This window comes from Protofrankia sp. Cas4, assembly GCF_963555915.1.
Taxonomy (GTDB): Bacteria; Actinomycetota; Actinomycetes; order Frankiales; family Frankiaceae; genus Protofrankia.
In genome coordinates this window covers 1-19,640 of record NZ_CAUVXL010000037.1, presented here as the reverse complement: position 1 = coordinate 19,640, position 19,640 = coordinate 1, and the positions used below count along the sequence as shown (strand labels likewise).

The 19,640-nt window shown below is 68.4% G+C and carries 14 protein-coding genes, 1 pseudogene and 2 riboswitches; of the genes and pseudogenes, 8 read left to right on the top strand and 7 right to left on the bottom strand.

All coding sequences use genetic code 11. From position 1 onward, the window contains the following. On the top strand, positions 1-977 hold a 977-nt coding region (locus U9979_RS04025; protein ID WP_322778319.1), incomplete at its 5' end, for an NPCBM/NEW2 domain-containing protein. Positions 978-1,138: 161 nt separating this feature from the next. Here the strand turns inward: U9979_RS04025 and gcvPB are convergent. From gcvPB to U9979_RS04010, 3 genes are all read right to left on the bottom strand, one after another. Further along, positions 1,139-4,150, bottom strand: a complete 3,012-nt coding sequence (gcvPB, locus tag U9979_RS04020) for an aminomethyl-transferring glycine dehydrogenase subunit GcvPB (protein WP_322778320.1) — start codon at positions 4,148-4,150, stop codon at positions 1,139-1,141. A gap of 299 nt (positions 4,151-4,449) precedes the next feature. Further along, positions 4,450-4,553: riboswitch (glycine riboswitch) on the bottom strand. A gap of 3 nt (positions 4,554-4,556) precedes the next feature. Continuing rightward, a riboswitch (glycine riboswitch) is annotated at positions 4,557-4,654 on the bottom strand. 200 nt (positions 4,655-4,854) lie between these two features. Further along, positions 4,855-5,256 carry a type II toxin-antitoxin system VapC family toxin gene (locus U9979_RS04015; protein ID WP_322747718.1) on the bottom strand — a complete coding sequence of 134 codons (402 nt, stop codon included), beginning with the start codon at positions 5,254-5,256 and terminating at the stop codon, positions 4,855-4,857. Continuing rightward, positions 5,253-5,525 carry a type II toxin-antitoxin system VapB family antitoxin gene (locus U9979_RS04010; RefSeq protein ID WP_322747719.1) on the bottom strand — a complete coding sequence of 91 codons (273 nt, stop codon included), beginning with the start codon at positions 5,523-5,525 and terminating at the stop codon, positions 5,253-5,255. Before U9979_RS04010 ends, U9979_RS04015 begins: the two co-directional genes overlap by 4 nt. 199 nt (positions 5,526-5,724) lie before the next feature. Between U9979_RS04010 and U9979_RS04005 the strand changes: the two genes are divergently transcribed. Then, positions 5,725-7,986: a phage holin family protein gene (locus U9979_RS04005; RefSeq protein ID WP_322778318.1), complete on the top strand. Its 2,262-nt coding sequence runs from the start codon at positions 5,725-5,727 to the stop codon at positions 7,984-7,986. Between the two features lie 203 nt (positions 7,987-8,189). Here U9979_RS04005 and U9979_RS04000 read toward each other — a convergent pair. Beyond that, positions 8,190-8,837 (bottom strand): annotated as a pseudogene (locus tag U9979_RS04000) (MBL fold metallo-hydrolase); the annotation flags it as partial. Positions 8,838-8,914: 77 nt separating this feature from the next. Then, positions 8,915-9,655, bottom strand: a complete 741-nt coding sequence (locus tag U9979_RS03995) for a DUF427 domain-containing protein (RefSeq protein ID WP_322778317.1) — start codon at positions 9,653-9,655, stop codon at positions 8,915-8,917. A gap of 671 nt (positions 9,656-10,326) precedes the next feature. Between U9979_RS03995 and U9979_RS03990 the strand changes: the two genes are divergently transcribed. From U9979_RS03990 to U9979_RS03970, 5 genes are all read left to right on the top strand, one after another. Then, positions 10,327-11,403 (top strand): YbhN family protein, encoded by a 1,077-nt coding sequence (locus tag U9979_RS03990; RefSeq protein WP_322747725.1) that lies wholly within the window; start codon positions 10,327-10,329, stop codon positions 11,401-11,403. Positions 11,404-11,523: 120 nt separating this feature from the next. Continuing rightward, a complete protein-coding gene (locus U9979_RS03985; protein WP_322747726.1) occupies positions 11,524-11,964 on the top strand; it encodes a peptidoglycan-binding protein in 441 nt (146 codons plus the stop codon). 188 nt (positions 11,965-12,152) lie between these two features. Continuing rightward, on the top strand, positions 12,153-12,932 hold the full coding sequence (locus U9979_RS03980; RefSeq protein WP_322778316.1) for a PadR family transcriptional regulator: 780 nt from the start codon (positions 12,153-12,155) through the stop codon (positions 12,930-12,932). 176 nt (positions 12,933-13,108) lie between these two features. Further along, positions 13,109-14,956 (top strand): serine/threonine-protein kinase, encoded by a 1,848-nt coding sequence (locus U9979_RS03975; RefSeq protein ID WP_322778315.1) that lies wholly within the window; start codon positions 13,109-13,111, stop codon positions 14,954-14,956. 133 nt (positions 14,957-15,089) lie between these two features. After that, positions 15,090-15,902 (top strand): crotonase/enoyl-CoA hydratase family protein, encoded by an 813-nt coding sequence (locus U9979_RS03970; protein WP_322747728.1) that lies wholly within the window; start codon positions 15,090-15,092, stop codon positions 15,900-15,902. Positions 15,903-15,980: 78 nt separating this feature from the next. On the opposite strand, the gene U9979_RS03965 is transcribed toward U9979_RS03970, so the two are convergent. After that, entirely contained in the window at positions 15,981-17,195 is a 1,215-nt protein-coding gene (locus tag U9979_RS03965; protein ID WP_322778314.1) for an acetyl-CoA C-acetyltransferase, read from the bottom strand. Between the two features lie 224 nt (positions 17,196-17,419). Here U9979_RS03965 and U9979_RS03960 point away from each other — a divergent pair, with 224 nt between their 5' ends. Continuing rightward, positions 17,420-18,574, top strand: coding sequence for an acyl-CoA dehydrogenase family protein (locus tag U9979_RS03960; RefSeq protein ID WP_322747730.1), 1,155 nt, complete (start codon positions 17,420-17,422; stop codon positions 18,572-18,574). A gap of 21 nt (positions 18,575-18,595) precedes the next feature. Here U9979_RS03960 and U9979_RS03955 read toward each other — a convergent pair whose 3' ends face one another. Continuing rightward, a complete protein-coding gene (locus U9979_RS03955) occupies positions 18,596-19,579 on the bottom strand; it encodes a magnesium transporter CorA family protein (RefSeq protein WP_416219374.1) in 984 nt (327 codons plus the stop codon). Between the last annotated feature and the right edge of the window lie 61 nt (positions 19,580-19,640).

Genomic DNA, 19,640 nt, shown 5'->3' with positions numbered 1-19,640 from the left:
CCCCGGCGACGTTGATCGAGCTGTGCCGGGCGGCGTCCACCGACGAGCGGTTGCGCATCGGTGAGGGTTGGCTGCCCTCAACGGTGACGGCGGAGATCACCCGCTACAGCGTCGCCCCGCCAAAGCCACCTCAGCCCCGGCCTCAGCCCCAGCCCCAGCCCCAGCCACGGACCGAACCCCGGCAGCCGCAACCGCCGGCACCCTCACCATGGGTCCCGCCACGGCAGCCCGCCCCGCCCAACCCTGCACACCACAAGCCGTCACCCTGGCTCATCGGCGGACTCGGCACGGCGGCCCTCGTGGTCGTCATCGTGGCTGTCGCAGCCCTGAGCAACAGGTCTTCGGATGGGAAGACGAACAGCGGCACCACGACGAACACATCCACCGGCACCGGCACATCTGCCACCGGATCCGCATCCACCGGACCCGCGACCGCGACCGGTGCACCCGCCACGACAGCCGGATCGGGCAACCCGACGTCGAAACCAACAGCGGCACCGGGAAACGTCGACCGTTTTCTGACGGATCTAACCGTCATCGAGAGCGACGGCAAGGTGGAGAGCGGATCGGGATCCATCAGCGGTACCAAACTACCCCACAGCGTCATACTCCAGGCAAATCATTACGATGACCCCAAAAATGTCGCGAGAGCGGAATACGACCTCGGGCGAGACTACCGCCGGCTCCAGGCTACGGTCGGTCTCGCCGACGACGCTCGTAGCAACGCCGTCTACCAGATCGAGATCTACGGTGACGACCGCCGCCTGGCATCACACACCGTCCGGCTCGGGAACTCCGTCCCGATCGACCTCGACGTCACCGGCATCCTCCGGCTGCGTCTCACGACCACGCGGGTCGATGGGGACGTTGTAGACAACGATTACTCTCACTACGCATCCGCGTCCGTGTTCGGCGACGCCCGCATCACCGGTGTTCAGGGCGAGGTTCCGACCGCCGTCGCATCCTCGCCGTCGTAACGTCATCCACGGCTTGATCCGCGATCTTTCGAGGTTTGTACGGCAAAAACGGCCTTGTTGATGTTACAAACCTCGAAAGATCGCTAGTGGCTGGCCGACGGGGGTCGAATCCGGGCCGGCGGGGAGGTCAGCCGGCGTTGGTATCCGGGCCGACGGGGAGGTCAGTCGGCGGCGGTATCCGGGTCGGCGTCGGCCTGCACGGGCGGGCAGGTGCAGAACAGGTGGCGGTCACCATAGGCACCGTCGATGCGGCGGACCGGCGGCCAGTACTTCGACGTGCGTAGCGACACGACCGGATAGGCCGCGACGGTGCGCGGGTACGGATGCGCCCACTCGTCGGCGACCAGCATCGACGCCGTGTGCGGGGCATTGCGCAGGGGGTTGTCATAGACGGGCCAGGTGCCCTTGCCGACCTCGTCGGCCTCCCGCCGGATCGAGATCATCGCATCGCAGAACCGGTCGATCTCGGCCAGGTCCTCGCTCTCGGTCGGCTCGACCATCAGCGTCCCGGGAACCGGGAACGACATCGTCGGCGCGTGGAAACCGTAGTCAACGAGTCGCTTGGCCACGTCTTCCACGGTCACCCCGGTCCGCTTCGTCAACGGGCGCAGGTCCAGGATGCACTCGTGCGCCACCAGACCATCACGCCCGGTGTAGAGGATGGGGAAGTAGGACACCAGCCGGTGGGCGATGTGATTGGCGTTGAGAACCGCCACCGACGTGGCCTGGCGCAGGCCGTCCGCGCCCATCAGGCGGATGTACGCCCAGGGAATCATCAGGATGCCCGCCGACCCCCACGGCGCCCCGCTGATCGCTCCGATGCCCGTGTGCGGCCCCGCCTCCGCCAGCAGCGGATGATTGGGCAGGTAGGGCGCGAGCCGCTCGACCACCGCGACCGGACCGACCCCCGGGCCACCACCGCCGTGCGGGATGCAGAACGTCTTGTGCAGGTTCAGGTGGCTCACGTCCGCGCCGAACATCCCAGGCTTGGCCAGCCCCACCAGGGCGTTCAGGTTCGCGCCGTCGACATAGACCAGGCCGCCGCAGGAGTGCACCAGATCGCACGCCCGCGCGATGCCCTCCTCGTAGACACCGTGCGTGGACGGGTAGGTCACCATGAGCGCGGCGAGCCGGTCGGAGTGTGCAGCGGCCTTGGCGGCCAGATCGGCCAGATCGACGTTGCCATCGGCGTCGCAGGCCACCACGACGACCCGCATCCCAGCCATGGCGGCGCTGGCCGCGTTCGTCCCGTGCGCCGACGACGGGATCAGGCAGACGTCACGGGCGGGCGCATCCGGCGGATTGTGGTCACGATGGTAGGCGCGGATCGCCAGCAGTCCGGCGAGCTCGCCCTGGCTGCCAGCGTTCGGCTGGAGCGACACGGCCGCGTACCCGGTGATGGCGGTGAGCCACTCGGTGAGATCACCAATCAGCTCCAGATAGCCGGCGGCCTGGTCCAGTGGGGCGAACGGGTGGATGTCGGCGAAGTCCGGCCAGGTCACCGCCGCCATCTCGGTCGTCGCGTTGAGCTTCATCGTGCAGGATCCAAGCGGGATCATGCCACGGTCGAGCGCCAGGTCCTTGTCCGCGAGACGGCGTAGATAGCGCAGCATGGCCGTCTCGGACCGGTACTGATGGAACACCGGGTGACTGAGATAGCCGGTGGTACGCGACAGCTCCGCCGGAATCGCCATGTCGACATCGGTGCCGCCATCCGGGCCGGCGCCGCCGCCGGGCTCCAGTGCGGCTGCCAATCCAGCTGGCAGCCCAGGTGGCAGTCCAGCTGGCAGCCCGGATACCAGCGCTGGGCCCGCTGCGGCGCTGACATCCGGACCGGGCATCGTGGGATGCGCGGGCAGCGGCAACGCCGGGACGCCGAACGCCGCCCACACGGCGTGCAGGTCCGCATCCAGCGTCGTCTCGTTGCAGGAGACACCGACGTGGTCGGCATCGACCAACCGCAGGTTCAGCCCACCGGCGAGCGCCGCGGCGAGGACCTGCGCTGCCCGGGACGGCACGAACGCGAGCACGGTGTCGAAGAAGTAGTCGTGGACGACCTGGACGCCACCGGCACGAAGTCCGGTGGCAAGGCGGACCGCGTGGTCGTGCACCCGCTCGGCGATCGCGGTCAGGCCGTCGGGACCGTGATAGACGGCGTACATCGACGCCAGTACCGCCGGCAGCACCTGTGCCGTACAGATGTTGCTGGTCGCCTTCTCCCGGCGGATGTGCTGCTCACGGGTCTGGATGGCGAGCCGATAGGCACGATGGCCGTCGGCGTCCACCGACACACCGACAAGCCGGCCCGGAAGCGACCGCTCCAGACCGTCACGGACGGCGATGAAACCGGCATGCGGGCCGCCGAAGCTCAGGCCCAGGCCGAACCGCTGCGTGCTGCCGACCGCGATGTCCGCACCGAGCTCGCCCGGTGGGGTGAGCAGGGTCAGCGCCAGCGGATCGACCGCGACCGCGACGACGATCCCGCGGTCCCGCGCCTGCTCGACCACGGTGCGCGGATCGCGCAGGGCACCCTCGGCGCCCGGGTAGGCGAGCAGGACGCCGAACGCCGACTCGGCGAGGTGCTCGGGCAAGACGGTTGACAGATCCGCGACCACCACGTCGATGCCGAGCGCCTCGGCGCGGGTGCGGACCACCGCGATCGTCTGCGGCAACGTGTCCTCATCCACGATGAACCTCGGACCCAGCCCCTTGGTTGCCCGGCGGGCGAGCTGCATGGCCTCGGCCGCCGCGGTCGACTCGTCCAGCAGCGAAGCCCCCGCCACATCCAGGCCCGTCAGATCTGTGATCATCGTCTGGAAGTTCAGCAGCGCCTCCAGCCGTCCCTGGGAGATCTCCGGCTGATACGGCGTGTATGCGGTGTACCAGGCCGGGTTCTCCAGAACGTTGCGCTGGATCACCCCGGGCATCACCGACGGGTGGTATCCGAGACCGATCATCGACGGCACCCGGCGGTTGCGGCTGCCGAGGCGACGCAGCTCCGCGAGTACCTCCGGCTCGCTCACCGCGGGAGGCAGGTCAAGCCCGCTGTCGCGGATCACCGCCGGCACAGTGGCCGCGGTAAGGGCCTCCAGGCTGGCGTAGCCGAGCTCTGCCAGCATCGTCTGACGCTGATCGACGTCCGGACCGATATGGCGGTCCACGAAGGTGACCATCTCACCGGTCACCGCCCCGGCCGGGTACGCGGCGGGTTGCACCGCCCGTGCAGGGCCCGGCCCGGATGCTGGCGTCCCGGATGCGGCCGGCCCGAACGGTGCTGACCCGGATACTGCCGACCCGGATACTGCCGACTCGGATACTGCTGGCCCCGACGCCGGTGGGACGGGCGACAGCGAGACGGTTGATCGTGATGTCGAGGAACCGCCTGCGGATGAGGGAGGGTTCGTAGGCACGGTCGAAGCGCTCCAGAGGTCGGGCAACTCGGCGGACCTCGCCGGTCGCGGCTGACCTCCCCCTCTGTACATATGCCTGAGAGTTTCACCCGCCGCAGCCGGCCGATGGACCGGTGCGCCTGGCTTTCACCGTCGGCGGGACGCCTGCGGCGTCCGCTTTCCAGAGCTGCCTGACCCGGCGGTTGCTTCGGCCTGAGAGTTTATGGGGAGATCTTGCTCCTTCGGCGCCACGGGCTGGTATGCCGTGGACTCTCCCGCACAGGTGTGAGCGGCATCAATGTGCAGTTGTGTAACTACGCGGTAGTCGTTCAGGAGTCATGCGGTTGGGCAGCCAAGCCGATCCTAGGGTTTCCCGTGACCCGTCGCCACAGGCAGTCGGAACAATTCATACAAAATAGCTTGGATGTGCTACATCGGAATAAACCGTGATACTCGCCACATGCTCACCTGATTGCCTGATTGCCTGTTCAGAGGACAGCACGGATGTCGGTCTTCGCGAAGTCGTCGCCGATGTAGAGCAGCGGCTCATCGACAACACGGGCAATCGCATAGGTCAAACAATCGCCGAAGTTCAACCCGGCGGGATGACGCCGGCGGCCATAGCGGGTGAACGCTTCGACCGCGACCTTCCAGTGTTCCGCGTCGAACGAGATTTCTGTCATGCCCGCCTCGTCAACCAGTCGCGCGAGCAGCGTCCGACCGAGCACCCCGAGACGAGACGTCAGGACCAGACCGGTCTCGGCGAGAGTCGGAGTGCCGACGCCGATGAAGTCACCCCTGCCGAACGCCCCGGCCAGGGCATCCAGCAGGACCTCATAGTCAGGCTCTCGCAGCAGGACAGCTACCAGAGCCGAACTGTCGACGATCACAGACCATCCGGTCCGTAGCCGAGGATCTCCTCGCGTTCATCCCGGGTGAGCGGCACCCCACGTTGATCTGTCGGTATCTGCGGCCACGCCTCCTCCAGCAAAAAGTGACGTAGGTGCCGCTCGCGGCGGCTCTCCGCTCGCAGCAGCGCCATGCGGTCCCGGCGTTCGACCAACGCCACCCGGACCGCCTGGGTCTTCGTCTCGTTCGCAAGAGCCGCGATCTCCGTCGCGAGTCGCTCGGTCTCAGCATCCTTGATGTTCAATGCCATGGTGTAAAGGTACCACGATGGTGGAAAGCAACCCAGTCACAAACGGCAGCGGCTTGCCCGCACCCGCGTGGCCGCGTGCACCACGGTGGACGCCGGCGCGGCGCCTTGGAGTCCAAGTCGCAACAAACCGGCGGACATCCGGTTGACGGTTTCTTAATGATCATGAAAACGCGCGGATGCCGGTTAGTCTGCCCTGGAGATGGTTGCGGATCGGTCCGGCGTCGGCCGGCTCCTGCGCGGGCGGCTGCGCCTCGGGGTCGTTGTGCTGCGCGGGATGACGCCGACGCCACGGCGGCTACTGCGGGTCATCCGGTCGGCCGTGGCGAGCGGGCTCGCGCTCGGCCTGGCGTTCGCGTTCCTGCCCGGCATCGAGGTGGACAGCCTCGCCGGGCTGATGCGGCTGGTCGTCATCCTCGCGGTGGTCGGCGCGGTACTGCGGCCCATCCTCGTGGCGCTGGCGGTCGCCCTGGGTGGGATCGCGGTGCTGTTGATCGGCCTGTTCGCACAGACCTTCGTGATCTACGTGGCACAGCGTATCGAACCGGATGTCAGCTTCCGCGGCTTCGGCGCGGCCATCGGCGTCGCCTGGACCACCGCGGTGATCGCGGCGATGGTCGGCTGGCTGGCCGATGCGGGCAGCGACGAGACGTTCATCGGTGAGGTCATGCGCCAGGTTGCCCGGTACGGCACCGGCGACGGCACCTCCTTCGACGGCCCCGGGGTCGTCATCGTGCAGATCGACGGGCTGTCCGCGCCGCTGCTGCGGTGGGCGGTGACCGCCGGAAACCTACCGACGCTGAGCCGATGGGTCCGCTCGGGCTCGCACCGGTTCATCGAATGGCACACGGGGATGCCCTCGACGACCCCTACCAGCCAGGCCGGCATCCTGCACGGCGCGTCAGCGCACGTCCCCGCCTTCCGTTGGTACGAAAAAGACGCCGGGCGGCTGATTGTGACCAACCGGCCACGGGACGCCGCCGAAATCGAACGAAGGTTCAGCAACGGACGCGGCCTGCTCGCCGACGGCGGAGTCAGTATCAGCAACGCGTTCTCCGGGGACGCCCCCCACAGCCTGCTCACCGTCAGTCAGGCTGGGCTGCCGGGGCGGCGGGCTCGGGGGTACGCGTCGTTCGCGGCCAGCCCGCAGGGTCTGGCTCGGTCGCTGGTCCTCACCATCGGCGAGATGATCAAGGAAGTGCACCAGGCCCGCAAGCAGCGCCGGGACAACATCTTCCCCCGGGTCCGGCGCGGCGGTTCGTACATCGCGCTGCGCGGGCTGACCAACGTCCTGTTGCGTGACCTCAACGTCACCTTCATCGCCGAGCAGATGGCCCGTGGAGTGCCCGTGGTGTTCTGCGACTTCGTCGACTACGACGAGGTGGCCCACCATGCCGGGCCGAACCGGCGGGAGTCCCTGCAGACCCTGGAGGGCATCGACCGGGTGCTGGCGATGCTGGAGCGGGTTGCGGCGAACGTCAAGCGCCCGTACACGTTCGTCGTCCTTTCCGATCATGGACAGAGTCAGGGCGCGACCTTCCGCCAACGCTACGGACGGTCCTTCGCCGACACCGTCCGCGGCCTGCTGACCCCCGGTGCCGCCGCGACCGCCGCGACCGGCACGGCCGAGGGCTGGGGACCGGTCAACACACTGCTCACCGAGGTCACCGGCGGTGACACCGGCGACGGACCAAGCCGACGTATGCTGCGCCGCCGCACCGACGACGGCCAGGTCACGTTGGGCCCGTCCAGACTTGAGGTCACGCTCGACCCACAGCGACCGGATCTCGTCGTTGTCGCGTCCGGGAACCTGGCCATGGTCTACCTGCCGCAGGTGGCCGGACGCGCCGATCTCGAACACCTGGAGTTCCTGCATCCGGCGCTGGTCCGGGGCCTGATCAACCATCCCGGCGTCGGGTTCGTCGTCGTGCGCTGCCATGGGCACGGCCCGGTCGCCTTCGGTGCCCGAGGTCGGATGTTTCTGGACACCGGCGTGGTCGAGGGCGAGAACCCGCTGCTCGGGTACGGCTCGCGAGCGGCTACGGACCTGCTTCGCCACCAGCGGATGGACCATGTCGGCGACATCGTCGTGGTGAGTCGGGTGGACCCGGGAACCCGCGAGGTCGCCGCCTTCGAGGAGCTCGTCGGCTGCCACGGTGGGCTCGGTGGGGACCAGACCCGCGCGGTGCTCGTCTACCCGGCGGGCTGGCCCGCCCCGGCCGGTCCGCTCGAGGGACCGGACGCGATCCACCACCAGCTCGTCGGCTGGCTCGAACATCTCGGGCTGCGTCGGGACCCGCTACCGGCGGCCCGCGCCGCCGAGAACAATCAGCCGTTGCCGGCGGAAGCGGTCGGGATGGCGTTGCCCGGCGCGGTCGCCGACTCTCCGTGCGCGAGCACCCGGACCTCGGCGGGCAGGCGGGCGGCATCGGCCAGGCGGGCGAACTCACGTCCGGGTTCGTGAAAGCGATCGGGCCGCACGCGGTCGAGGCCCATCGGCCAGAGCGTCCCGTAGTGGATGGGCACGGCGATCGCCGGCGCCGACGGGCCCGGTGCCGTCCGGGGTGATCCCGTCCCGGCGGCGGGCATCGTCCCGGCGGCGGGCATCGTCCCGGCGGCGGGCATCGTCCCGGCGGCGGGCATCGTCCCGGCGGCGGGCATCGTCCGCCGCACCGCCTCGACCGCGCCGGCCGGGTCGATGTGCCCGGGGCCGAGGTTAGGGCCCCAGCCGCCGACCGGGACAAGAGCGATATCGATCCCGAGCGGGGCGAGATCGGCCATGGCGTCGTGTAGCGCGGTGTCCCCGGCGAACCAGGCCGTGGCTGTCCCTGTGATCACAAAACCGAGCGCCGGGCCACGGTGGCGCGACCACGGGCCACGGGAGCCGTCGTGACGCGCGGGCACGGCCAGCACGTCCAGGCCGCCACCGCCGTCTGACGCCGGTACCCGCGTGCGGTCCCCCGGCACCATCTCCACACAGCGCTGCGCGAGCGTCGGATGCCGGCGGCGCAGCAGGGCCGCCGCGCCGCGCGGAACCAGAATCGGCACGGTGGGCGGCAGCAGCCGAAGCGACGGGATGTCGAAATGATCGGCGTGCAGGTGGGAGACGAGCGCCGCGTCCACCTGTACGGCCGCCGCCGCGGGGCGTGCGCCGGCACGCCGGCGCAGGTGCGCGACCCGCATCCCGAGGACGGGATCGGTGAGCAGCCGGGTGCCGGCGTCGGCGATCAGGACTGTGCTGTGCCCCCACCACGTGACGTCCACCCCGCCAGTGTGCCCGCCGCCGGGAACTGTGGGCCGGCGATTCACAACCATGAAGTATAAGGTTCCCGACCGAGCAGGGCTTGATCTGCACTTTCACCAGCGAGCCGCGGACACCGCGGACCGCGTTCCTACCCGCGCGCCGACCACTTCGTGGCCGGGCGGGGCTGGGTCACGCCGTCCACGATCAGCTCGTCGACCCGCTCGTCGAAGAAGCAGACCAGAGCCTCGATCTTCGGACATTCCGGAATCGGAGCCGGGTAGCTCCACGCGATGTCGACGACCGTGCCATCCACGGTCATCGACCAGTAGCGGGCAAGCCCCTTGTACGGGCAACGCGACGTCGTCGCACTCGGCGTCAGCAGGTCCATCCGGACGTCGGCCCGGGGCAGGTAGTAACGGGTAGGCAGGCCGGTCTCGAACAACAGCGAGGGACGATGACTGTCCGCGATGACATCGCCACCCATGACAACCTGGATATGCCGTGACGACCTCATCACGTCCACCCGCGCGTACGGATCTCTCGGATGGACGAACACCTCGTCGTCCTCCTCGAACCAGGCATCCATTTTGTTCCAGTAGAATGCCAGATGACCGGATATATCAGGGCAGGACGCGAGGGGTTCGGGGTAGGCCCACACCGCGTTCTCCACCATCTGGCGCCGGGCCACGGTCTGATCCCCCGCGTCACCGACGGCAACGGACCAGTAGGACGCCTCCCCCTTGAACGGGCAGTGGCTGCGGTGGTCGGTCGGGACCAGCAGATCGAGCCGGACGTCGGCCCGCGGGAAGTAGTAGACGGGCCGATGCCCGGTCTCGAACAGGTACAGCACACGCCTCGAGTCGGCGATCACCACGCTGGCGAGGCTCACCCGGACGCGCCGTGGGCATGGTTCAACCCACACCCGGTACCCTTCGAGCCGCGGTACCGGACCACCTGTCGGTGACTCCTGGGATGTGTCCGTCGGTGGGATGTCCGTCGTGATGCTCTCCGCCCTCGGACCGCCGGTCCCTTGCATGACGCCCTCCCTGTTCACCTACCCGATGTCGTCCGTCCCGAGTCGCCGTCCGTCCCGAGTCGCCGTCCGTCCCGCGCATCCTCGTCCTGAATGCCCGCTGACGCGATCCGGTGGTTCTCGCGATCTACGCCCCTAATGCCGGGCGCTCTTGTTGTGCATGAAACCGAGGACACACAACGTAACCGTCCTTGTCCGGCACCGGGCACGACCAGTGCGATAACGGCCCGCGCCGAACGCATGGTCATCTAGATCCGGGATGATAGGCCCGTGTGCGACTATGGATCAGGCATAGGGCAGCTTGCCGGCGGGTCACCATGAGCCCCGGCGCCAGAGCTCGCAGGGCCGTCCAGGTGGCGGACAGACCCGTCTCCGGCCACCCGCGGTCCGGTGGCGCCGACGTCTGCCGGCCGATCCCCGAGGCGCCGATGACCGACGCGCCCTACCCAACCGAAACATCACAAATTGGTAACTGTCGGTAGCGGTTCGCGCATGACAGCCGTGGCATCCGACAGCATGGATACGTGATGTCGGTTCGGGTGCCGATGTGGCTGCGGCGGGGAGCCTCGGTGGTGGTGCTCCTACTCGTGATCGAGTACGCGCTGCTTCCACAGCTCGCGGGTGCGCGCAAGGCCCTGGAGACGCTGTCGGACGTTGAGCCGACGTATCTCGCTGTCGGTCTGTGTCTGGAAGCGGCGTCGTTGCTTGCCTACGCAATGTTGACCCGTAGTGTGCTTGCCCGCGAAGGCCGGCCGTCGTTGTGGACGCTGGCGCGGATCGACGTGACATCGCTCGGCGTCAGCCACATGCTGCCCGGTGGCGCCGCCACCGCGAGCGCCCTTCGCTACCGTCTGCTGCGCAGCGCCGGGGTCGGTGCATCCGAGGCGGTGTCCGCCGCGGCGATCCAGGGCGCCGGCTCAGCGGTCGTCCTGAACGTGATGCTGTGGATCGGTCTCCTGATCTCCATCCCCACCCGGGGCGGCAACCCGATCTACGGCACCGCAGCCGCGGTCGGGACGCTGCTGATCGCGGCCGTGTTCGTCGGGGTGGCACTGCTCACCCGCGGGAGCGAGCGGTCCATCCGCATCGTCCGCGCCGCCGCCGGCCGCCTGCCGGGGGTGTCACCGGGCAGCGCCGAAGAGCTCATCCGCACCCTTGCCGATCGCCTTCGCGTCCTCGGCAAGGACAAACCCCTGCTCATCAAGGCGACGGTGTGGGCAGCCGCGAACTGGCTGCTTGACGCCGCATCCCTATGGGTGTTTTTGTATGCATACGGACATGCAACGGCGCTGGACGGCCTTCTGATCGCCTACGGACTCGCGAACGTGCTCGCAGCCATTCCCATCACACCCGGTGGGCTCGGGATCATCGAAGGCGTACTCGTACCGACACTCGTGGGTTTCAGCACGACCCGGGCCATCGCGCTGCTCGGGGTGGTGACCTGGCGACTGGCGAACTTCTGGCTTCCCATCCCGGCGTCGGCTCTGACCTACCTGTCGCTGCGGACCGGCCCCCTGCTGCACCGACGGCTACCGGCCCAACGCCCATGGACGACCCCAAACACGATCAACGATGAAACGATCAATAAGGAGACGACCGCCTGATGCAGGCCGCGGTCACCCCCAGCCCCAAAATACGACTGACGGGAATAGAATTGTCACTCATAGTGAGTGATGGTGGCGCCACGGGTCGCCGCAAGGACCAAGCACTGAAGGAGACCGACCATGGCACTGACCTGGCCCATGCAGAAAAACGGTAAAACCGGCGAAGCGGTACGTACCGTACAGTTCCTGCTCCGTGTGCACGGGTACACGGTGGCCGTCGACGGGAACTTCGGACCACAAACCGAAGCAGCGGTGCGCGGCTTCCAGTCATCACAGGGGCTTACGACCGACGGCGCAGTGGGCGACCAGACCTGGCCGACGCTCATCGCGGTCGTCCGCCAGGGCGACCGGAGCGAGAAGGGCGACGCGGTGCGCGCCGTCCAGGACCAGGCGAACTTCCGTGCCGGGGATCCTGCCCATCCCTTTCCGGTGGACGGAGTCTTCGGCACGCTGACCGACGCGTGGGTGCGAGGGTTCCAGCAGGGCGTCGGAATCAGCGCCGACGGGGTCGTCGGACCGGTCACCTGGAACCATCTCGTCAACGAAGCGCTCAACACCTGACCCGCACAACGGATCGCACGGGCAGGGCAATACCGAAGGCCGGCATCGCAGACTCCAGTCGCCGACGCCGGCCTTCGGCGTTGCCGGCCGCCAGCAGCACGAGCTTTCGCCAGCGCGCGCCTGCCATTGCCAATCAGTGTATCGCGATATATCGTGAGCGCACGCGATACACCGATTGGGAGAATCACATGGAAACGCAAGGACTACCAGGGCCATGGCCCTGGGGGCACGGCAGGTCCAACAGGCATGGCGGGCATGGTGGGCACGGCTGGCATGGCGGGCACCGGTTCGACCAGACCGCAATGGCCACCGCCGAAGGTCGCGGCGGGTGGCGGCACGGCGGTCCGGGGGGACCGGGCGGATCCGGCCACATCCCTCCGGTCCCTCCGGGCTTCGGCTTCGGCTTCGGCCCGGGCTTCGGTTCAGGCGGCCCAGGCTTCTTCGGCGGCCGTGGCCGTGGCCGCGGTGCGAAGGTTCGCCGTGGAGATGTCCGCGCGGCGATCCTCGCCCTGCTCGCCGAAGCGCCGATGCACGGCTATCAGATGATCAACGAGCTGGCCGAACGCAGCCAGGGCACGTGGCGGCCAAGCCCGGGTTCCGTCTACCCGGTCCTCGCGTTGCTCACCGACGAGGGCCTCGTACGCGCCGAGGAAAGTGACGGCAAGCGGGTCTTCCACCTGACCGACACCGGCCGGGCCCACACCGACGCCCGAGCGGGCGAGCCCAAGCCGTGGGATACCGCCGCGGCCGCCGCCGACGAGGGTCTCACCGACCTACGCTCGCTGGCATTCGGCGTGGGCGCAGCCGTCATGCAGGTCGCTCAGGCCGGTAGTGACGCCCAGATCAAGGCAGCACAGAGAATTCTCATGGATACCCGCCGGGCGCTCTACCGGATCCTCGCCGATGACGAGCCCGATGAGGCGGACGAGCCGGCCGAGCCCATGGCCGAGGACGGCCGGTCCGGGTAAGGGCGACCGGCAAGGGGGACGTCCGACGGGCCACGGTGAGGCCGGTCCGGCCGCCCGCAAAGAGTCACAAAAAATTACAAAGAGTTATGACTCTGGCGCCGCCGAATCCGGCCGAAGCTCGCCCATCACGGAGGTGATGTGATGGGCGGGATCTCTCCGGGAAAGGGGCTTGCGCCGTGCGGAAACTTGGCTCTGGCTATGTGCTGCACGAACCAATCGGGCGCGGCGCGTTCGGGCAGGTCTGGCGAGGATCCACGGTGGCGGGCGATCGTCAGGTGGCTGTGAAGGTCCTGCGCGCCGAGCTCGCGGACGACCCCGAGGTCGTCGCCAGGTTCGTCCAGGAACGGTCCGTACTGCTCGGGTTCAATGATCCACATCTTGTCGCCGTCCGTGACCTCGTGGTCGAAGGCGACACCCTCGCGATCGTGATGGACCTCGTCAGCGGCGTGGACCTGCGAGTGTACCTCCGGGAGCGGGGAACGCTCACCATCCCGGCGGCCATCGCCCTGACCTGCCAGGTCCTGCGCGCGCTGACGGTCGTGCACGCGGCCGGCGTCGTCCACCGCGATCTCAAACCCGCGAACGTACTCGTCGACCTCACCGACCCGGATGATCCGCAAGCGCGGCTCACGGACTTCGGCGTGGCCAGGCTCGCCCACGGCCGGTCCCTGACCCGCCTCACCGGCGCGATCGGGACGCCGCTCTACATGGCGCCGGAACTGGCACAGCGTGAGCACGCGCAACCCGCCGCCGACGTCTACAGCGCAGGAGTCATGCTCTACGAACTCCTGACGGGTCATCCGCCCTTCTCCGCGCCACACCCGATCGCGTTACTGCGCGCCCATATGGAAGACGCACCCGAGCCTATTGCCGACATCCCGCCACCCCTGTGGGACATGATCGCTTGGATGCTCACCAAGGACCCGGCTGCCCGTCCCACGGCAGCCGAGTCCGAAGGCGAGCTGACCCGGCTCGCGCGCTCCGGATTCCAGCCGGCAGCCCCGCCGCCAGGTGATGCCGATCACGACACCGGTGCTGCGGCTGCCACTGCGACTGCCACCGCAAGCGCCGAGTCGGACGCCGGCGTGACCGCACTGATTCCCCCAGACGCGACGATCGTGACTCCGGACCGGGCGAACAGCGCTGCTACGCCCGGCGCCGTTCGCCCGGTCGAGAACCCGGGCGGCATGGCGCAGTCCGGCGTGACCAGGATCGGTCCGGCACCGTCCGCCCCCGCCGGCTGGGTCTGGCAACCGGATGACCGCATCAGCGATCGGGACCGACCGGACGGCCGGAAGCGCTGGCGGGCAGCGATCATCGCAGCAGCCGCTGTCACGCTGCTGGCCGGCGGTGCGGCCGCGCTGGCGCTCACCGGCAATGGCGGCACCGCGACCATCGACGCACGGCCACCGGTGACAAATAGCAGCACGACAAGTACCCAGAGCACGGCATCGGCGGCTACCGCTACACCATCGACCCCGACCCCTGACTTACCGACCGCTGCGCTGCCGACCGCCCCGCCCACCGATGTCGTCCTGAAAACTATGAGTGGCCCGGGTGCCGGTGCCGGTGCCGGTGCCATCGCCGGATCCGGATCCGGATCCGGAGCAGGCATCGGCGGTGGCGTCGGTTCCGGTCACTCGCCCGCCACGCAACAGTCCGCGGCTGCACCGGCACCGGCACCGCGTACCTACGACATGCCTTCGGGCTTTCCGGGTTCATGGTCTGGAAGCGTGAGCCAGCCCGGATCAGCAACCTACACAGTGAAGATCTCGCTGACCAACGGTAACCTCGGAGACAACGTCGGACGGGCGTCCTACCCGGAACTCGGTTGTGTGGCGGATCTGTTCTTCACCGACGTGGCGGGGTCGACGATCCGGGTGCAGGGCAGACTCATCGTGAACTCCTACAACGACTGCGTCCCGGCAACGCTCGACCTTACGCTGCGCTCGAACTCATCAATGGACTATGTGGCCCGGTCGCCGGGCTTCGCCGGCAGTGCGAGCGCCGTCCTCTACCGATGATCTTAGCAGTACGGCTGGGCCGTACCGCTCACCACCACCAGGGCCGCAGTAATCAGCATAGGGGGGACCCATCAGTCGCGAACAGATCGGCCTGGAACCGTACGTGTTCACCGATCCACCAACGCAGTCGCTGATGTCACTACAGGTCGAGCGTCGCGGACCGGTCGTTCAGGTCACGCTTGTCGGCCCGGGCAAGGGCAATGCCATGGGCCCGCACTTCTGGCGGGAGGTTCCGCTGGTGTTCGCCGCGCTGGACGCCGACGACAGCGTTCGCGCCGTGGTGGTCACCGGCTCCGGTGACAACTTCTGCTACGGCCTGGACCTGCGGACCATGCTCGGGGAGGTCATCGGACCGACCGGGGACGACGGCGGTCTCGCTCGCGGGCGCACCGTGCTGTTGCACAAACTGCGGTCCATGCAGGATGCGCTCACCACGGTCGCGGCCTGCCGCAAGGCCGTCGCCGCCGCGATCAGCGGCTGGTGCATCGGCGGCGGGGTCGACCTGGTGGCCGCCTGCGACGTCCGGTACGCGAGTACCGAGGCGAGGTTCAGCGTGCGAGAGGTGAAGGCCGGCATGGTCGCCGACGTGGGTAGCCTGCAACGCCTACCAGCCATCATCGGCGACGGCCACCTGCGGGAACTCGCCCTGACGGGCAGGAACATCACCGCGGCCCGCGCCGAGCGGATCGGGCTGGTCAACGACGTCCTACCGGACCCGGCCGCCACGCTCGCCGCCGCCCATGCCTTCGCCGAGGAGATCGCGGCCAATCCGCCGCTGGTCGTCGCGGGTGTCAAGGACGTTCTGGACGCCGCCCGTAGCCCCGTGGTCGAGACCGGCCTGCGCTACGTCCGGGCCTGGAACGCCGCATTCATGCCATCCCATGATCTTTTCGAGGCCGCCAGCGCGTTCAACGAGCACCGCCCACCGCGGTTCACCGGCCGTTAGGGCCGGGCCGGGCAGCGCAAGGCAATGCAGCGCAATACAGGGCAGGGCAGCGCAACGGCAGCCCTGCCCGGAAGAACGTCAGGCGATACGCTCCACCACCGCTGCGATGCCCTGGCCGCCACCGATGCACATCGTCTCCAGGCCGTAGCGGACACCTCGCCGGTGCATCTCGTTCAACAGGGTCGCCAGAATACGCACGCCCGTCGCGCCGACCGGATGCCCAAGGGAGATGCCCGACCCGTTCACGTTCAGCCGATCGAAGTCAGTCGGAGCGAACGCCCACTCCCGGGTCACCGCCAGCACCTGGGCGGCGAATGCCTCATTGCACTCGATCAGGTCGATGTCGGCGAGTTTGAGGCCGGCCCGGTCCAGCGCCCGCGCGGTCGCGGGAACCGGCCCGATTCCCATCGTCCGCGGCGGTACCCCGGCGACCGCCCACGACACGATGCGTCCGAGCGGACGCAGCCCGAGCTGCTCTGCCCGCTCACGATGGGTGACCATGCAGACGGCCGCGGCGTCGTTCTGGCCGCTGGCGTTACCAGCGGTGACCGTTGCCTCCGGGTCGCTGCGCACCATCATCGGCCGCAGGGTGGCCAGCCGCTCCAGGCTCGAATCCGCCCGTGGGTGCTCGTCGGTGTCGACGAGGACCGTGCCCTTCTTGCGGTCGGTGACGGCCACGGGCACGATCTCGTCGGCGAAGTAGCCGGCCCGCTGCGCCGCGACCGCCCGCTGATGTGACCGCAACGCGAGCTCATCCTGCTCGGTACGGGAAATTCCGTACTCGCGGCGGAGGTTCTCCGCGGTCTCCAGCATTCCGCCCGGTACCGGGTAGTCCTTTCCACCCGCGGTGACCCGGCCGCGCGCCAGCCGGTCGACGAGGTCGACGCTCGGCTTCCTCGTCCCCCACCGGATCCCGGTCGTGTAGAACTCCGCCTGGCTCATACTCTCGGCCCCACCGGCCAGGACGAGGTCGGCCACGCCGGTCTGCACCTGCATGCCGGCGAGCAGCACGGCCTGCAGGCCAGAGCCGCAGCGGCGGTCGAGCTGCAGGCCCGGCACCTCGATCGGGAGGCCGGCGTCGAGGGCTGCGACCCGTCCGATCGCCGGCGCCTCCCCGTTCGGGTAGCACTGGCCGAACACCACGTCGTCGATCGCGTCCGCCGGCAGACCAGTCCGCTCGACGAGTGCCCGGATCACGGTGGCGGCGAGCTCTGTGGCGGGGGTGTCGGTGAAGACACCCCCGAAGCCACCGACCGGCGTACGCAGCGGCGAACAGATCACGGCGTCAAGCATTCGTCATGCTCCTCACAGTCGGTGGGGGCGCGGCCGGTTCGACGCAGTCCACCCCTTACCGGGATCATCGCTGGTCAGGTGTGCCGACGCACGCGATCCCGCCGGATGGTTGACTGCTGCAACAGTGGATTTATCGTATAGATCATCGATACGATCGCGAGCACGGCGCTGCCGGTCACCGGCCCCACCCCAGTAGAGATCCCGAACCCTGCGGAGGCAACGGAATGGATGCGGCGGACTTCTCCGAGATCCTGACCACCGTCCGGACGTTCATCCGTGATCGTGTCGTACCGGTCGAGAACGAGATCGACGAGAAGGACGAGGTCCCGCTCGACATCCGGAACGCCACCAAGGAGATGGGCCTGTGGGGCTTTGCCATTCCGGCGGAGTACGGCGGCCTCGGGCTGTCCATGAGCGAAGAGGCCCGGCTCGTCTTCGAGCTCGGGTACACGACGCCCGCGTTGCGGTCGATGTTCGGTACCAACAACGGCATCGCCGGACATGTGATCATTGAGGGCGGTACGGAGGAGCAGAAGCAGTACTGGCTGCCGCTGCTGGCCTCCGGTGAGGTGACCGCGTCGTTCGGGCTCACCGAGGCCGACGCCGGTTCCGACCCGTCCACCCTGACCACCAGCGCCTACCGCGACGGTGACGAATGGGTGATCAGCGGCGCCAAACGTTACATCACCAACGCCCCGATCGCCGACGCCATCTTCGTGTTCGCCCGCACGAACCCCGACGTCCCGGCGACCCGTGGCATCTCCAACTTCATCGTGCCAAAGGGCTCGCCGGGGCTCACGATCGGACCGCGGGACCACAAGATGGGGCAGGCCGGTGCGTGGAGCTCGGACGTCTACCTCGACGAGGTACGCGTTCCCCACACCCACCTCGTCGGCGGGGACGCCGGCGAGGGGTACGGCTTCGCGACCGCCATGCGCTGCCTGGCCCACGGCCGCATCCACATTGCAGCGCTGTGCGTGGGGCTCGCGCAGCGGCTGGTGGACGAGTCGGTGTCCTGGGCCGCGCAGCGACACCAGGGCGGCCGGCCGATCGGGGACTACCAGCTTGTCCAGGGCATGATCGCCGATTCGGTGACCGACCTGTACGCCGGCCGCGCGCTGGTGGTCGAGACCGCGCGAGCCTTTGACGCCGGCGCCGACACCAAGGTCGGGCCGTCCGCGACGAAGTACTTCTGCAGCGAGATGGTCTGCCGGGTCGCCGACCGGGCGGTCCAGATTCACGGCGGCGCGGGCTACATCAGAGGAGTCCCGGTCGAGCGCTTCTACCGGGACGCGAGGCTTTTCCGGATCTACGAAGGCACCTCGCAGATCCAGCAGTTGATCATAGCGCGACACCTGCTGCGCGAGGCGTCCAAGTAGCCGGCCCCGGAACGGAACCGGCTACAGCCATCCCCGCCGCCGGAAGGCGAGGTAGAGCCCGCTCGCGCACCCGAGAAGAATGACCAGGCTGACGAGGAAACCCCACTCGCTACCGAATCCGGGATAAGGGACGTTCTGACCGTAGAACCCGGTGACGGCGGTCGGCACCGCGATCACCGCGGCCCAGCCGGTCAGCTTCTTCATGATGACGTTCAGGCGGTTGCTCTGGATGGTCAGGTTGGTTTCCAGGATCGTCGTGACGAGATCGCGAAGGCTCTCCGTCCATTCGGTCGCCCGTAGCACGTGGTCATAGACGTCCTGAAGGTAGGGGAGCATCGCCTCGTCGATGATCCGAAAATCCCGACGCATCAGGGTGTTGACGACCTCACGCATCGGCAACACGTCGCGGCGCAGGAGGACCAGACTCTTGCGGATCTCGAAACTGCGCCGCTGGACCAGGAGGTCGTCCGGGGTGTCCGCGAAGAGCAGATCCTCCAGTTTGTCGATCTCTGCATCCAGCTCCTGCACGGTGTCGAAATAGCCGTCGACCAGATAGTCGATCAGACCGTGCAGCAGGAAGCCGACCCCGTGCACCGCAAGGTCGGCATTCACGTCCCAGTGCCGGACGACCGCGTCGATGTCGAATCCCTCATCGCCGCGGACCGTCACCAGTACCCAAGGCGTGACAAAAGCGGATATCTCATGTGCGGTCAGCGCGCCAGTACCCAGATCCAGCCCCACAGAATAGGCGTTGAGGAACAGGTGGGTGCGGTAACGGTCGACCTTCGGCCGCTCGCCGGGACTGACCGCGTCCTCGAGGGCCAGCGGGTCGAGCTTGAGCAGCCGGGCGATGGTCTGGAGGCCGGCGTGGTCCGGCGCGCACAGATCGAGCCACACGACCGTGCCCGGCCGCTCCAGATAGTCACCGACCGCCGATACCGGGAACCCGGAAGCCTCCAGCACACCCGCGCGGTAGGCCCGGGTGTGCGGTGGGGACGATCCGATCGCGCTGTCGGGATGCTCGCGCACGTCAACCACGCACCCGTCTGCGCCGTCACCCCAGTCC